We start from the raw sequence: 14,419 nt of genomic DNA on the forward strand, positions 1-14,419 counted from the left end.
GAAGTCCAAGGCGCTCAAGTCCGCACATGTCCCGTATTCTGATCACCTCGGCTCTGCCCTACATCAACGGGATCAAGCACCTGGGGACGCTGGCGGGCTCGATGCTGCCGGCCGACGTCTACGCGCGTTTTCAACGCTCCAGGGGCCGCGAGACGCTCTATATCTGCGCCACGGACGAGCACGGCACGCCGACCGAGCTGGCCGCCGCCGAGGCCGGCCAGGATCCGGCGAGCTTCTGCCAGGCCCAGCATGAGGTGCAGCACGACCTCGGCCGCAAGTTCGGTCTCTCCTGGGACCACTTCGGCCGCTCGTCGTCGCCGCAGAACCACCGGCTCACCCAGCGCTTCGCCCAGACCCTGTGGGAGGCGGGCTTCATCGAGGAGCGGGTCACCCAGCAGGTCTATTCCAACGCCGACAAGCGCTTCCTGCCGGACCGCTACGTCATCGGCACCTGCCCGCACTGCGGCTACGAGGCCGCCCGCGGCGACCAGTGCGAGAACTGCACCCGTGTGCTGGATCCGGCCGACCTGCTGCATCCGCGCTCGGCGGTCTCCGGCTCGCCGGACATCGAGATCCGCGGGTCGAAGCACCTGTTCCTGCGCCAGAGCCTGTTCGCCGAGAAGCTGCGCCACTGGATCGAGTCCAAGCGCAGCCAATGGCCGCTGCTGGTCACCTCCATCGCGCTGAAGTGGCTGGACGAGGGGCTGCAGGACCGCGGGATCACGCGGGACCTGGAATGGGGCGTGCCGGTCAACGCCTTCGAATGGGGGGCGAACCCCGACGGCCAGCTGCCGGACATCGAAGGGTTGGCGGGCAAGGTCTTCTACGTCTGGTTCGACGCGCCGATCGAATATATCGCCGCAACCTGGGAATGGGCCGACCGCCAGGCCGTCGAGGCCGGACGCGAGCCGAAGGATGAGGACTGGGAGCGCTGGTGGCGCGGGCCGGCGGCCGCCGACGTCACCTATGTGGAGTTCATGGGCAAGGACAACGTCCCCTTCCACACCGTGGGCTTCCCCTGCACCCTGATCGGGGTGAACGAGCGCCGCGACGCCGACGGCAAGTGGCAGGTGGTGAACAACGCACCCTGGAAGCTGGTCGACCAGCTGAAGGGCTTCAACTGGCTCGACTATTACGGCGGCAAGTTCTCCACCTCGCAAAAGCGCGGCGTCTTCATGGACCATGCGCTGGAGCTGCTGCCGGCCGACTACTGGCGCTGGTGGGTGGTCGCCAACACGCCGGAGACCTCGGATTCGACCTTCGGCTGGGAGGCCTTCCAGGCCCAGGTCAACGCCGACCTGGCCGACGTGCTGGGCAATTTCGTCAACCGGATCTGCAAGTTCGCCGAGAATCGTTTTGAAGGGGTCGTTCCCGAGGGTGGAACGCCCGGTGCGCTCGAAACCCGGCTGGAAGAGGAGGTGCTGGCCAAGCTGCGCGAGCTGACCGGCCATATGGAGGACCGCGAGTTCCGCAAGTCGGCGACCGCGCTGCGTCAGCTCTGGGTGCTGGGCAACCAGTACCTGACCGAGGCCGCGCCCTGGACCGCGATCAAGACCGACCGCGACCGCGCCGCCGTCGCCGTGCGCTACGGCCTGAACCTGGTCGCCCTGTTCGCCAAGGTCAGCGAGCCCTTCATCCCCTTCGCCGCCGAGAAGATCGCGATCGGGGTGGGGGAAGACTTCCCGAGCCGCTGGCCGGCGCTCGACGGGGCAGGGGCGCTGCAGGTCCTCGAACCCGGCCGCAAGATCCAGGCGCCCGAGGTGCTGTTCCGCAAGGTCGAGGACGCCCAGGTCGCCGAATGGCGCGAACGCTTCGGCGGACCGGACGCGGCTTAAGAGCCCGCCCCTGTCTCTCCCGGCCTCCCGGCGCAAGGCCGGGAAGACGGTGGGGGAGGGGGCTCAGTGTCCGCCCGGCTGAGTCTCGCGGGGCTTGATGTCCAGCGGCGCCGGGGCGACGTTATTGTACTGCGGCGTCCACCCGAGGTCGCGGACCACGTCGCGGTGGCCCTGCCACATCATGTGCAGGGCGACGTAGAGCACGATCAGCAGGCCGATGTAGCCGATCCAGCGGTAGTGGTGCAGCAGGCGGGCGATCCCGCTGGCGGCCACGCCCATGAGGGCGATCGACACGACCAGGCCCAGCACCAGGACCGTCGGGTGCTCACGCGCGGCGCCGGCCACGGCGAGGACGTTGTCCAGCGACATCGAGACGTCGGCGATGAGGATCTGGATCAGGGCGCCGCGGAAGGTCTTCGGCTTGGCGCCCTTGGGCTCGGTGGTCGGGTCGGAGTCGAGCACGGCCTCGGCCTGCTCTTCCTCGAGCTCGGCCTGATCGCGCATCTCCTTCCACATCTTCCAGCAGACCCACAGAAGCAGCAGGCCGCCCGCGAAGAGCAGGCCGATCACGCCCATGAGCTGGGTGGTGATCAGGGCGAAGCCGATGCGGGTCGCGACGGCGGCGACCAAGCCCCAGAAGATCGCCCGGCGGCGGTCGTTGGCGGGCAGGCCCGCCGCGACGACGCCCACCGCCACGGCGTTGTCGCCGGCGAGCACCAGGTCGATCATCAGCACCTGGAGGAGGGCGCTGATGGCGCCGGGGGAAAAGAAGCTGTCGAGCATAGGGCCTCAATGCGTCAGGCGCGGCTGCACTGCAATGGGGCGGGCGGTCAGCGGGGCCGCGCCGCCTCGTAAAGCGCCACGGCCGCGGCGGTGGAGACGTTGAGGCTCTCGAAGCCGCCGGGCATGGGGATCTTGGCCAGCTCGTCGCAGTGTTCGGCGACCAGCCTGCGCATGCCTTCGCCCTCGGAGCCCAGCACCAGGACGACGGGCGCGCCGTCGAGCACCTGGGCGAGGTCGCGCTCGGCGGCGCCGGTCAGGCCCACGGCGCGCCAGCCGAGCTCCACCAGGGTCTCGATCGCGCGGGACAGGTTGATCACGCGGGCGACCGGGATCCGTTCGACCGCGCCGGCGGCGGCCTTGGCGAGCGCGCCGGTGAACCGCGGCGCGTGGCGTTCCTGCAGAATCACGCCCTTGGCCCCGAAGGCGGCGGCCGAGCGCAGGATGGCGCCGACGTTCTGCGGGTCGGTGACCTGGTCGAGCATCAGCAGCACCGCGCCGCGCTCGGCGACGAAGTCCTCGAGCTCGGCTGATTCGAGCGGACCGGCCCTCAGCGCGACGCCCTGGTGCACCGCGCCCTGGGGCAGGTTGCGGGCGATCAGCTGGTTGTCGGCGGTCTCCAGCGTCGTCAGCTTGCCGAATCGCTGCTCCAGCTGGCGCGCCCGTTCCGCGGTCGCCAGCAGGCGCAAAGGCGCGCCGCGGGCGGCGTTTTCGAGGGCGGCCTCCACCGCATGCCACCCCCAGATCCAGTCGTCGGATGCGGTCTCCGGGCGTCTCTGAGGCCGGCCGTGAAATTGCTGCTTTCGACCCTTTCGGGGGTCGTTGCGTTCGGAATGCGAGGCCACTATAAGACGCGCTCCAAATTGGGGCCCCCCGAGCGGGACCTCCGATTGCTGACTGTCTGCGGGCGCTCTTAGCACCCGATGCGGCCCGCGGCGGAAGGTTTCGTTCCAAGCCTCGAGGCGGCTCTGCGCGCGAGGGGGAATGTCCCGAGTGGCAAAGGGGGGGGACTGTAAATCCCCTGGCGTACGCCTTCGTAGGTTCGAGTCCTACTTCCCCCACCACGCGGCAGAGCGACGTTGAGCCCTCGTAGAGGGCTCGGGCCTGGTCGCTTCTGATCTACGATCAGGAGCGTGAATCAGGCTCGACACCAAGAAGTTGAGCCCTCGTGAGAGGGCTCGCGCCGGGCGGGTATAGCACAATGGTAGTGCAGCAGCCTTCCAAGCTGAGGATGCGGGTTCGATTCCCGCTACCCGCTCCAATCTCTCTCTCACTGGTTTAAGCAACGCCGGCAGGACCCTGATGGCCAAAGAAAAATTCGAACGCAATAAGCCGCACTGCAACATCGGCACCATTGGTCACGTCGACCATGGCAAGACGACGCTGACGGCGGCGATCACCATCATTCTGGCGAAGTCGGGCGGCGCGACTGCGAAGAACTACGCCGACATCGACGCGGCGCCGGAAGAGAAGGCGCGCGGCATCACCATCAACACCGCGCACGTCGAATACGAGACGAAGAACCGCCACTACGCCCACGTCGACTGCCCTGGGCACGCCGACTACGTGAAGAACATGATCACCGGCGCGGCGCAGATGGACGGCGCGATCCTGGTGGTGTCGGCCGCCGACGGCCCGATGCCGCAGACCCGCGAGCACATCCTGCTCGCCCGTCAGGTCGGCGTGCCGGCGCTGGTGGTGTTCATGAACAAGGTCGACATGGTCGACGACGAGGAGCTGCTCGAACTGGTCGAGATGGAGGTTCGCGAACTTCTGTCGAGCTACGAGTTCCCGGGCGACGACATCCCGATCGTCAAGGGCTCGGCCCTGGCCGCCGTCGAAGGCCGCGACCCGGCGATCGGCGAAGACCGGATCCTCGAGCTGATGACCCAGGTCGACGCCTACATCCCGCAGCCGGAGCGTCCGGTGGACCTGCCGTTCCTGATGCCGGTGGAAGACGTGTTCTCGATCTCGGGCCGCGGCACGGTGGTCACCGGCCGGATCGAAAAGGGCATCGTCAAGGTCGGCGAAGAAGTCGAGATCGTCGGCATCCGCGACGTGCAGAAGACCACCTGCACGGGCGTGGAAATGTTCCGCAAGCTGCTGGACCAGGGCCAGGCGGGCGACAACGTCGGCGTGCTGCTGCGCGGCACCAAGCGTGAAGACGTCGAGCGCGGCCAGGTTCTCTGCAAGCCGGGCTCGATCACCCCGCACACCGAGTTCACCGCCGAGGTCTATATCCTGACCAAGGAAGAAGGCGGCCGCCACACGCCGTTCTTCACCAACTACCGCCCGCAGTTCTACTTCCGCACGACCGACGTGACCGGGATCGTGAAGCTGAAGGAAGGCGTGGAGATGGTCATGCCGGGCGACAACGTCGAGCTGAACATCGAGCTGATCACCCCGATCGCCATGGACCAGGGCCTGCGCTTCGCCATTCGCGAAGGCGGCCGGACCGTCGGCTCGGGCGTCGTCTCGAAGATCACCAAGTAAGACTGGGTCTAAACGCCCCCTCAGTCAGCTTCGCTGACACCTCCACCGCAACGCGGGGGAGGTGGATCGCCGAAGGCGAGACGGAGGGGGCGTTCGGCCCAACCAGACGAAGGGCCGCCGGCTGACCCCGGCGGCCTTTTTTGCATCTCAGGCCGGCGAATCCTTCTGGTCGCTCTGCGCTTGGTTCGGCGCCGGCGCGCCGGGGAGGGGCTCGCCGGAAGCCGGATCGGTCTGGGTCTTGGCGCTGCGTGCGGAGCCTTCGGAGCCCTTCGGCTCCTGGGCCATCCGGTCCGGGCGGCCGGGTTTGCGCTCGTCGTCGCGGTTGTAGTGCTTCTGGATGTCGGGCTCGGGCATGAGAACCTAGCTGCGGCGTTTGAGGCCCTAGGAAACGGGCGTCGCAGCGCTTCGATCCGCCTTGCCCGGCCGCGGCGCCCCTGCTAGATGAGCCGGCTCCGGCCGATGAGCCGCGCGCGCCGGAAGGCTGAGAAGCTTCCCGGCGCGCTGTTCATTGTTCGGGATGAGTGTCTAGGAGTGTAGCTCAGCTGGTAGAGCATCGGTCTCCAAAACCGAGGGCCGGGGGTTCGAGTCCCTCCACTCCTGCCATCCTATTATGTGTGCGTGCCCATCTGAGCGCGTGTGAGTGAACCGGGGCGCGGTGATTGCGGCCCCTCGAAGACGAGTTTGAAGAAAGCCGCCATGGCCAGGAAACCGGGCTCCAACCCGCGAGCGATCAAGAACCGCGCCGCCAAGACGGCCGCGGCTATGAGCGCGCCCGCTGCGGTGGCCCAAAGCCAGTCCAAGACCCCGCCGAAGAAGAAGACCAGCCTCGCCCAGTTCGCCAAGGAGGTCCGCGCCGAAGCGCGCAAGATCACCTGGACGACCCGCAAGGAGACCTGGATCACTTCGGTGATGGTGGCCATCATGGTCACGCTGACCGCGATCTTCTTCACCGTGGTCGACGCCGGACTGCAGTTCGGCGTGACCCAGATCCTGAAATTGGCGACCGCGGGGTAATAGAGATGTCCGAAGCCGCCCAAACCTCCAATCCGCGCCACAAGTGGTACATCGTCCACGCCTACTCGAACTTCGAGAAGAAGGTGGCGGAATCCATTCGTGAGCAGGCCCATTCCCAGGGCCTCGACGAGCATTTCTCCGAGATCCTGGTTCCGACCGAGGACGTCGTCGAGATCCGTCGCGGCCGCAAGGTGAACACCGAGCGCAAGTTCTTCCCGGGCTATGTGCTGGTGAAGATGGACCTCACCGACGAGGCCTATCACCTCATCAAGAACACCCCGAAGGTCACCGGCTTCCTCGGCAGCGGCTCCAAGCCGATCCCGGTGTCCGAGAAGGAAGTCGCCCGCATCATCGGCGCGATCGAGGAAGGCGTGGAGCGGCCGAAGCCGACCATCACTTTCGAGATCGGCGAACAGGTGCGGGTCACCGACGGTCCCTTCGCCAGCTTCAACGGCTCGGTCGAACAGGTCGACGAGGAGCGCGCCCGCCTGCGGGTCACCGTCTCCATCTTCGGCCGCGCGACCCCGGTCGAGCTGGAATACGGCCAGGTCGAAAAGATCGGCTAAGGCCATGCAGCGAGTGCTCGCCGGTCTTGCGATCGCAGCACTCACCGCTGTTCCCGCTGCGGCGGCCCTGGCGCCAAAGGCTTGGGAAGCTGGGGAATATTCCGCCTGCATGGACCGGGCGGGGGGCGTCACCGTCTCGATGCGCGAATGCATTTCTGCGGAGCTGCACCGCCGCGACGCCGAGTTGAACGCAGCCTACCGCCGACTCGCCGATGTGCTCGCGACGCCGGACCGCAAGGCGGCTCTGCAAGCGGCGCAACGCGCCTGGATCGGCTTTCGCGACGCCGAATGCACGGCGGACGCGTCCGGCGCGGTCGGCGGTACGATCTGGCCGCTCATCGTCGAGACCTGCCACATCGACATGACCTACGAGCGCACCTTGCAGCTGCGCGACAAGGCCAGGATCGAAAGCCAAAACTAGGCGGACGTCCGCCTTCGGTTGCGCCGGGCGGCGCCAACTGGTAGGAGCGCGCGCTTCGCGTCTTCGGCCGCGAATTTCAAATCCGTGGGAGGGGAGGCATGCCAACCCCGCACCACGGCTCACCGGCCGGACCTTCCGGCCTCAAGGAGCAAACATGGCCAAGAAGATTCTGGGCTATATCAAGCTGCAGGTGCCCGCGGGCTCCGCCACGCCTTCGCCGCCCATCGGGCCGGCGCTCGGTCAGCGCGGCGTCAACATCATGGGCTTCTGCAAAGAGTTCAACGCCCGCACCGAGAAGGAACAGAAGGGTACGCCCCTGCCGACCGTGATCACGGTCTACCAGGACAAGTCGTTCACCTTCGTCACCAAGACGCCGCCGGCGACCTTCTACATCAAGCAGGCGGTGGGCATTAAGTCCGGCGCCAAGCTGACCGGCCGCGAGACGATCGGCAAGATCACCCGCACCCAGCTGCGCGAGATCGCCGAAAAGAAGATGAAGGACCTCAACGCCAACGACGTCGAGGCTGCGGCCAAGATCATCGAAGGCTCCGCCCGTTCGATGGGCCTCGAGATTGTGGAGGCTTAAGAACATGGCCAAGCAACCCAAGCGCGCTCAAGGCTTCACCGGCGACCGTCTGGCCGCCCACTCGGTCGAAGACGCCGTCAAGCTGGTGAAGGCCAACGCCACCGCCAAGTTCGATGAAAGCATCGAGATCGCCGTCAACCTGGGCGTCGACCCGCGTCACGCCGACCAGCAGGTCCGCGGCGTGGTCAACCTGCCGTCGGGCACCGGCCGCGACGTCCGCGTCGCCGTCATCGCCAAGGACGCCAAGGCCGCCGAAGCCACGGCCGCCGGAGCGGACATCGTCGGCGCCGAAGACTTGGTGGAGCGCATCCAAGGCGGCTTCATGGAGTTCGACCGAGTCATCGCCACCCCCGACATGATGGCCCTGGTCGGCCGTCTGGGTAAGGTGCTCGGCCCGCGCGGCCTGATGCCGAACCCGCGCGTCGGCACCGTGACGCCCAACGTCGCGCAAGCGGTGAAGGACGCCAAGGGCGGCGCCATCGAGTTCCGCACCGAGAAGACCGGCATCATTCACGCCGGCATCGGCAAGGCGAGCTTCACCGAAGACGCCCTGCTGGCCAACGTGAAGGCCCTGGTCGACGCGCTGAACCGCGCGAAGCCCACCGGCGCCAAGGGCACCTACATCAAGAAGATCAGCCTCTCGTCGACGATGGGCCCGGGCTTCAAGGTCGAACTCGGATCGTTCAGCGCCGCCTAGGCCGCGTCGAAAGACTTCTAACGACTTGAGAAGGAGCGGCGGCGACGCCGCTCCTTTTTGTTTGCGCCTACAACTGGGGGGGGAGGGCATTGAATATCCCGCCGCCTTCGTGTAAACGCCGCGCCTTCATCGCTGGCTTTCGGGCCGGCGGGGACGGGGCTTCGGCCCCATCCTGTCCGAGAACTGTGTAGCCGCGGGGGCCACCCGTGGGCGGAACGCGGGGGAGAGCCCTTCCCCGGACGCAGGGAGATGGGAAGATGTGAGTTTCGCCAGGCCATCCGGCTTCCGGTTGGGCGCGAGGCTGCGGCTTCTCCGACATGGGCAGGGACTATCCGGCGTGCGCACTCCCGCGCGCGTCGAACCTGAGTATGGAGACCGCAATGGACCGCGCTCAAAAGCAGGAAGCCATCGAGACGCTGAAAAGCGATTTCGCCGGCGCCGGCGCCGTGGTCGTGACCCACTACATGGGTCTGACTGTTGCGGAAATGACTGATCTTCGGGGCCGTCTTCGTCAAGAAGGCGCCCAGCTGAAGGTGGTGAAGAACACCCTCGCCACGAAGGCTCTGAACGGTGCGATCGGCGAAGCGGGCGACGCCCTCTTCAAGGGTCCCGTCGCCATCGCCTTCGCGGCCGATCCGGTGTCCGCCGCCAAGGTTGCGACCGAATACGCCAAGGGCAATGACAAGTTCACCGTCATTGGCGGCTTCATGGGCGAACAGGTTCTGGACAAGGCCTCGGTCACGGCTCTCGCGAGCCTGCCGTCGCTGGATCAGCTCCGCGCCAAGCTCATCGGCCTCATCCAGGCGCCTGCGACCAAGATCGCCGGCGTGCTGCAGGCGCCGGCGGGGCAACTGGCCCGCCTGATGAACGCCTACGCGACCAAAGACGCCGCCTGATCGTCATCTTCGCTGAAAACTGACATCTAAAAGGAATTATCAAATGGCCAACCTGCAACAACTCGTCGACGACCTGTCCACCCTGACCGTCCTGGAAGCTTCCGAGCTGTCCAAGCTGCTCGAAGAAAAGTGGGGCGTCTCCGCCGCGGCTCCGGTCGCCGTGGCCGCCGCCGGCGGCGCTGCCGCTCCGGTCGCCGAAGTCGAAGAGCAAACCGAATTCACCGTCATCCTGACCGGCGGCGGCGAGAAGAAGATCAACGTGATCAAGGAAGTCCGCGGCGTCCGTCCGGACCTCGGCCTGAAGGAAGCCAAGGACCTGGTCGAAGGCGCCCCGCAGCCGGTGAAGGAGAACATCTCCAAGCAGGAAGCGGAAGAAATCAAGAAGAAGCTCGAAGAAGCCGGCGCTTCCGTCCAGATCAAGTAGTCTGGACGAACGCGCGACGCGTTCTTTCGATGAAGGGCCGGGAGCAATCCCGGCCCTTTTTCATGGTCGGACGGCTGCGGCGGGAACTTTTCGCGCGCGTTCAGGTTGGGGCATTGCGCGACCAGCGTAGACTATCGGAAGCTAGCAAACCCGGGCTTGTCCCGGGGGACGCAGATGAGGCGGCTCGGGGCTCACAGCCCCGCCGCCTCACTTTTTGTTCGGCCCGATCTTTTTGTTGGCGGAGGGGCTTCCCAACCGCTGCGAAAAGCCCTATCTCGGCTGCTTCGCGAAATTTCCGATTCCGATGACGCGGTTTTTCGCGCGTGCACGCTCCGAGGCATGGTCCGCCGCCCTCCGACCATGCGAGGGAGCGCCCCTGACGATACAGGGGCTTTCCAGCGTCCGGCTTCCCACCTGGGGAGCGCCGAGGGTGGACGCGGGATGCAAAGTTCGACCGCGGGACCCGTGCGCCCGTGCGTTCTCAAGGGATAAAAATGGCGCAATCCTTCACCGGTAAGAAGCGGATCCGGAAGTCTTTCGGCCGCATCCCTGAAGCCGTGCAAATGCCGAACCTGATCGAGGTTCAGCGATCCTCCTACGAGCAGTTCCTGCAGCGCGAGACCCGCGTCGCGGACCGCCGAGAAGAGGGGGTCGAGGCGGTCTTCAAGTCTGTCTTCCCGATCAAGGATTTCAACGAACGCGCGGTCCTCGAATACGTTTCGTACGAGTTCGAAGAACCGAAATACGACGTCGAAGAGTGCGTCCAGCGCGACATGACCTACGCCGCGCCGCTGAAGGTCAAGCTGCGCCTCATCGTCTTCGAAACCGACGAAGAGACCGGCGCCCGCTCCGTGAAGGACATCAAGGAGCAGGACGTCTACATGGGCGACATCCCGCTCATGACGGAGAAGGGCACCTTCATCGTCAACGGGACCCAGCGGGTCATCGTCTCCCAGATGCACCGCTCGCCCGGCGTCTTCTTCGACCACGACAAGGGCAAGACCCACGCCTCGGGCAAGCTGCTGTTCGCGGCCCGCGTGATCCCCTATCGCGGCTCCTGGCTCGACTTCGAGTTCGACGCCAAGGACATCATCTTCGTCCGCATCGACCGCCGCCGTAAGCTGCCGGCCACCACCTTCCTGATGGCGCTCGGCATGGACGGGGAGGAGATCCTCTCCACCTTCTACGAGACCATTTCCTACGAGAAGCGCGCCGGCGGCTGGGCCACCACCTACCGCCCCGAGCGCTGGCGCGGCGTGAAGCCGGAGTTCTCGCTGATCAACGCCGAGACCGGCGAGGAAGTCGCTCCGGCCGGCACCAAGATCTCGGCGCGGAACGCCAAGAAGCTGGCCGACGCCGGCCTGACGACGCTGCTGCTCGCACCGGAAGCGCTGTTCGGCCGCTACCTGGCGCGCGACCTGGTCAACTTCGAGACCGGCGAGATCTACGCCGAAGCCGGCGACGAGTTGGACGTGACCCTGCTGGCCGCCCTGGAAGAGCAGGGCTTCACGACCCTCGACGTGCTCGACATCGACGACGTCACCGTGGGCGCCTACGTCCGCAACACCCTGCGCGTCGACAAGAACACCGCCCGCGAGGACGCGCTGTTCGACATCTACCGGGTCATGCGTCCGGGCGAGCCGCCGACGGTGGAAGCCGCCGAGGCCATGTTCAAGAGCCTGTTCTTCGATAGCGAGCGCTACGACCTGTCCTCGGTCGGCCGCGTGAAGATGAACATGCGTCTGGAGCTCGACTGCCCCGACGACGTGCGGATCCTGCGCAAGGAAGACGTGCTGGCGGTGCTGCAGACCCTGGTGGGCCTGCGCGACGGGCGCGGCGAGATCGATGACATCGACAACCTCGGCAACCGCCGGGTCCGTTCGGTGGGCGAACTGCTGGAGAACCAGTACCGCGTCGGCCTGCTGCGCATGGAGCGCGCGATCAAGGAGCGCATGAGCTCGGTCGATATCGACACGGTCATGCCGCACGACCTGATCAATGCGAAGCCGGCCGCGGCCGCCGTGCGGGAGTTCTTCGGCTCCTCGCAGCTCTCGCAGTTCATGGACCAGACCAATCCGCTCTCGGAAATCACCCACAAGCGCCGCCTCTCGGCGCTTGGCCCGGGCGGTCTGACCCGCGAGCGCGCCGGCTTCGAAGTCCGCGACGTGCACCCGACCCACTACGGCCGGATCTGCCCGATTGAGACGCCGGAAGGCCCGAACATCGGCCTGATCAACTCGCTCGCCACCCACGCCGTGGTGAACAAGTACGGCTTCATCGAGAGCCCTTACCGCCGCATCCGCGACGGCAAGATCACCGAAGAGGTGGTCTACATGTCGGCGATGGAAGAGGCGAAGCACGCCATCGGCCAGGCCAACATCCGGCTGCTCGACGGCGTGCTGCAGGACGAGCTGGTCCCCGGCCGGATCAACGGCGAACCGACGCTGATCCCGCGCGACCAGGTCGACCTGATGGACGTGTCGCCGAAGCAGGTGGTTTCGGTGGCCGCCTCGCTGATCCCGTTCCTGGAAAACGATGACGCCAACCGCGCCCTGATGGGCTCGAACATGCAGAAGCAGGCCGTGCCGCTCATCCAGTCGGATGCGCCGCTGGTCGGCACCGGCATGGAGGCGATCGTCGCCGTCGACTCCGGCGCCGTGGTCGTCGCCCGCCGCTCCGGCGTGGTCGAGCAGATCGACGGCACCCGGATCGTCGTCCGCGCGACGGAAGAGACCGACCCCACCAAGCCGGGCGTCGACATCTACCGCCTGCAGAAGTTCCAGCGTTCCAACACCTCGACCTGCATCAACCAGCGTCCGCTGGTGCGGGTCGGCGACCGGATCGCCTTCGGCGACGTGATCGCCGACGGCCCGTCGACGGACCTGGGCGAACTGGCGCTGGGGCGTAACACCCTCGTCGCCTTCATGCCCTGGAACGGCTACAACTTCGAAGACTCGATCCTGATCTCCGAGCGCATCGTGCGCGACGACATCTTCACCTCGATCCACCTCGAGGAATTCGAGGTCATGGCCCGCGACACCAAGCTGGGCCCGGAAGAGATCACTCGCGACATCCCGAACGTCGGCGAGGAAGCCCTGCGCAACCTCGACGAAGCCGGCATCGTGGCGATCGGCGCCGAAGTCCTGCCGGGCGATATTCTTGTCGGTAAAGTCACCCCGAAGGGCGAAAGCCCGATGACCCCGGAAGAGAAGCTGCTGCGCGCCATCTTCGGCGAAAAGGCGTCCGACGTCCGCGACACCTCGCTGCGCCTGCCGCCGGGCGTCGCCGGGACCATCGTCGAAGTGCGGGTGTTCAACCGGCACGGCGTCGACAAGGACGAGCGCGCCATGGCCATTGAACGGGCGGAAATCGACCGCCTGGGCAAGGACCGCGACGACGAGTTCGGCATCCTGAACCGCAACATGACCAGCCGGCTGCGCCAGTTGCTGGTCGGCAAGAACGCCGTCTCGGGTCCGAAGGGCCTGGGCCGCGGCGAGATCACCACCGAAAAGCTGGAAGAGATCCAGCCGGGCCTGTGGTGGCAGATCGCCCTCGACGACGAGAAGGCCATGGGCGAGCTGGAGGCCATGCGCCGTCAGTTCGACGAGGCCCGCAAGCGTCTCGACCGTCGCTTCGAGGACAAGGTCGACAAGCTGCAGCGCGGCGACGAACTGCCGCCTGGCGTGATGAAGATGGTCAAGGTGTTCGTGGCGGTGAAGCGCAAGCTGCAGCCGGGCGACAAGATGGCCGGCCGTCACGGCAACAAGGGGGTCATCTCCAAGATCCTGCCGATCGAGGACATGCCGTACCTGGAAAGCGGCCAGCACGTGGACATCGTGCTGAACCCGCTGGGCGTGCCGTCGCGGATGAACGTCGGCCAGATCTTCGAGACCCACCTGGGGTGGGCCGCGGCGGGTCTGGGCAAGCAGGTCGCCGACCTGCTGGAAGCCTGGCAGAACGGCGGCCAGCGCAAGGCGCTGATCGACTATCTGGGCGGCGTCTACGGCCCCGAAGAGGAGCTGCCGGAAAGCGACGAGGAGCTGGTCGAACTGGCCCGCAACCTGTCGAAGGGCATCCCCTACGCCACCCCGGTGTTCGACGGCGCCCACATCGACGACATCGAGAATCTGCTGGAGAAGGCGGGCCTCGACCGGTCGGGCCAGTCGTTCCTCTACGACGGCCAGACCGGCGAGCGGTTCAAGCGTCCGGTGACCGTCGGCTACATCTACATGCTGAAGCTGCACCACCTGGTGGACGACAAGATCCACGCCCGCTCGATCGGCCCGTACAGCCTCGTCACCCAGCAGCCGCTGGGCGGCAAGGCCCAGTTCGGCGGTCAGCGCTTCGGGGAAATGGAGGTCTGGGCTCTGGAAGCCTACGGCGCCGCCTACACCCTGCAGGAGATGCTGACGGTGAAGTCGGACGACGTCGCCGGCCGGACCAAGGTCTACGAGTCGATCGTCCGCGGCGACGACACCTTCGAGGCCGGCATTCCGGAAAGCTTCAACGTGCTGGTCAAGGAGATGCGTTCTCTGGGCCTGAACGTGGAGCTGGAAAACTCCTAATCAACCCGTCATCCCCGGCCCAGGAGCGAAGCGACGCCGTGCCGGAGACCCATAGCTCAGTGTTCATGGGTCCCCGGAATTCCGCTTCGCTCCATCCGGGGATGACGATCTAGATTTTTCGGGGCCCATCGCCCCAAGCCGA

The 14,419-nt window shown here is 66.3% G+C and carries 13 protein-coding genes and 3 tRNA genes; 13 read left to right on the forward strand and 3 right to left on the reverse strand.

The window, feature by feature from the left end:
- Positions 1-26 precede the first annotated feature (26 nt).
- On the forward strand, positions 27-1,835 hold the full coding sequence (gene metG / locus ACSQ2B_RS00535) for a methionine--tRNA ligase (protein ID WP_436046491.1): 1,809 nt from the start codon (positions 27-29) through the stop codon (positions 1,833-1,835).
- 63 nt (positions 1,836-1,898) lie between these two features.
- On the opposite strand, the gene ACSQ2B_RS00540 is transcribed toward metG, so the two are convergent.
- Together ACSQ2B_RS00540 and rlmB are read right to left on the reverse strand one after the other, a co-directional pair.
- Complete coding sequence (locus tag ACSQ2B_RS00540) at positions 1,899-2,618, reverse strand: YjbE family putative metal transport protein (protein WP_436046492.1); 720 nt, start codon at positions 2,616-2,618, stop codon at positions 1,899-1,901.
- A 47-nt stretch (positions 2,619-2,665) separates the two neighbouring features.
- Positions 2,666-3,460 (reverse strand): 23S rRNA (guanosine(2251)-2'-O)-methyltransferase RlmB, encoded by a 795-nt coding sequence (gene rlmB, locus ACSQ2B_RS00545; RefSeq protein WP_436046493.1) that lies wholly within the window; start codon positions 3,458-3,460, stop codon positions 2,666-2,668.
- Positions 3,461-3,593: 133 nt separating this feature from the next.
- Here rlmB and ACSQ2B_RS00550 point away from each other — a divergent pair.
- The 3 genes from ACSQ2B_RS00550 to tuf all read left to right on the forward strand — a co-directional run bounded on the left by ACSQ2B_RS00550 (position 3,594) and on the right by tuf (position 5,108).
- Positions 3,594-3,679, forward strand: a tRNA-Tyr gene (locus tag ACSQ2B_RS00550).
- Positions 3,680-3,802: 123 nt separating this feature from the next.
- Positions 3,803-3,876: transfer RNA gene (locus ACSQ2B_RS00555), tRNA-Gly, on the forward strand.
- A 41-nt stretch (positions 3,877-3,917) separates the two neighbouring features.
- Positions 3,918-5,108 carry an elongation factor Tu gene (tuf, locus tag ACSQ2B_RS00560; protein ID WP_436046494.1) on the forward strand — a complete coding sequence of 397 codons (1,191 nt, stop codon included), beginning with the start codon at positions 3,918-3,920 and terminating at the stop codon, positions 5,106-5,108.
- Positions 5,109-5,255: 147 nt separating this feature from the next.
- On the opposite strand, the gene ACSQ2B_RS00565 is transcribed toward tuf, so the two are convergent.
- Positions 5,256-5,462, reverse strand: coding sequence for a hypothetical protein (locus tag ACSQ2B_RS00565; protein WP_436046495.1), 207 nt, complete (start codon positions 5,460-5,462; stop codon positions 5,256-5,258).
- 173 nt (positions 5,463-5,635) lie between these two features.
- On the opposite strand from ACSQ2B_RS00565, the gene ACSQ2B_RS00570 reads away from it, so the two are divergent.
- From ACSQ2B_RS00570 to rpoB, 9 genes are all read left to right on the forward strand, one after another.
- Positions 5,636-5,711 (forward strand) — tRNA-Trp (locus ACSQ2B_RS00570).
- Between the two features lie 93 nt (positions 5,712-5,804).
- A complete protein-coding gene (secE, locus tag ACSQ2B_RS00575) occupies positions 5,805-6,122 on the forward strand; it encodes a preprotein translocase subunit SecE (protein ID WP_436046496.1) in 318 nt (105 codons plus the stop codon).
- 5 nt (positions 6,123-6,127) lie between these two features.
- Positions 6,128-6,688, forward strand: a complete 561-nt coding sequence (gene nusG / locus ACSQ2B_RS00580; protein ID WP_436046497.1) for a transcription termination/antitermination protein NusG — start codon at positions 6,128-6,130, stop codon at positions 6,686-6,688.
- Positions 6,689-6,692: 4 nt separating this feature from the next.
- Complete coding sequence (locus ACSQ2B_RS00585; protein WP_436046498.1) at positions 6,693-7,109, forward strand: lysozyme inhibitor LprI family protein; 417 nt, start codon at positions 6,693-6,695, stop codon at positions 7,107-7,109.
- Between the two features lie 154 nt (positions 7,110-7,263).
- Positions 7,264-7,695, forward strand: a complete 432-nt coding sequence (rplK, locus tag ACSQ2B_RS00590; RefSeq protein ID WP_436046499.1) for a 50S ribosomal protein L11 — start codon at positions 7,264-7,266, stop codon at positions 7,693-7,695.
- 4 nt (positions 7,696-7,699) lie between these two features.
- The gene (gene rplA / locus ACSQ2B_RS00595) at positions 7,700-8,392 is read left to right on the forward strand and encodes a 50S ribosomal protein L1 (RefSeq protein ID WP_436046500.1); all 693 of its coding nucleotides are present in this window, start codon (positions 7,700-7,702) and stop codon (positions 8,390-8,392) included.
- A gap of 380 nt (positions 8,393-8,772) precedes the next feature.
- Positions 8,773-9,288, forward strand: coding sequence for a 50S ribosomal protein L10 (rplJ, locus tag ACSQ2B_RS00600; RefSeq protein ID WP_436049540.1), 516 nt, complete (start codon positions 8,773-8,775; stop codon positions 9,286-9,288).
- A 43-nt stretch (positions 9,289-9,331) separates the two neighbouring features.
- Entirely contained in the window at positions 9,332-9,712 is a 381-nt protein-coding gene (rplL, locus tag ACSQ2B_RS00605; RefSeq protein ID WP_436046501.1) for a 50S ribosomal protein L7/L12, read from the forward strand.
- A 494-nt stretch (positions 9,713-10,206) separates the two neighbouring features.
- Positions 10,207-14,277 (forward strand): DNA-directed RNA polymerase subunit beta, encoded by a 4,071-nt coding sequence (gene rpoB / locus ACSQ2B_RS00610; protein WP_436046502.1) that lies wholly within the window; start codon positions 10,207-10,209, stop codon positions 14,275-14,277.
- Positions 14,278-14,419 lie beyond the last annotated feature (142 nt).

Origin of the sequence: Phenylobacterium sp. LjRoot225 (genome assembly GCF_964252855.1) — a bacterium.
In the GTDB taxonomy this organism is placed as follows: domain Bacteria; phylum Pseudomonadota; class Alphaproteobacteria; order Caulobacterales; family Caulobacteraceae; genus Phenylobacterium.

Excerpts from the sequence above, each read along its gene's own strand:
- metG (WP_436046491.1), top strand. The coding sequence starts at position 27 with ATGTCCCGTATTCTGATCACCTCGGCTCTGCCCTACATCAACGGGATC.
- ACSQ2B_RS00540 (WP_436046492.1), bottom strand. The coding sequence starts at position 2,618 with ATGCTCGACAGCTTCTTTTCCCCCGGCGCCATCAGCGCCCTCCTCCAG.
- tuf (WP_436046494.1), top strand. The coding sequence starts at position 3,918 with ATGGCCAAAGAAAAATTCGAACGCAATAAGCCGCACTGCAACATCGGC.
- ACSQ2B_RS00565 (WP_436046495.1), bottom strand. The coding sequence starts at position 5,462 with ATGCCCGAGCCCGACATCCAGAAGCACTACAACCGCGACGACGAGCGC.
- secE (WP_436046496.1), top strand. The coding sequence starts at position 5,805 with ATGGCCAGGAAACCGGGCTCCAACCCGCGAGCGATCAAGAACCGCGCC.
- nusG (WP_436046497.1), top strand. The coding sequence starts at position 6,128 with ATGTCCGAAGCCGCCCAAACCTCCAATCCGCGCCACAAGTGGTACATC.
- ACSQ2B_RS00585 (WP_436046498.1), top strand. The coding sequence starts at position 6,693 with ATGCAGCGAGTGCTCGCCGGTCTTGCGATCGCAGCACTCACCGCTGTT.
- rplK (WP_436046499.1), top strand. The coding sequence starts at position 7,264 with ATGGCCAAGAAGATTCTGGGCTATATCAAGCTGCAGGTGCCCGCGGGC.
- rplA (WP_436046500.1), top strand. The coding sequence starts at position 7,700 with ATGGCCAAGCAACCCAAGCGCGCTCAAGGCTTCACCGGCGACCGTCTG.
- rplJ (WP_436049540.1), top strand. The coding sequence starts at position 8,773 with ATGGACCGCGCTCAAAAGCAGGAAGCCATCGAGACGCTGAAAAGCGAT.
- rplL (WP_436046501.1), top strand. The coding sequence starts at position 9,332 with ATGGCCAACCTGCAACAACTCGTCGACGACCTGTCCACCCTGACCGTC.
- rpoB (WP_436046502.1), top strand. The coding sequence starts at position 10,207 with ATGGCGCAATCCTTCACCGGTAAGAAGCGGATCCGGAAGTCTTTCGGC.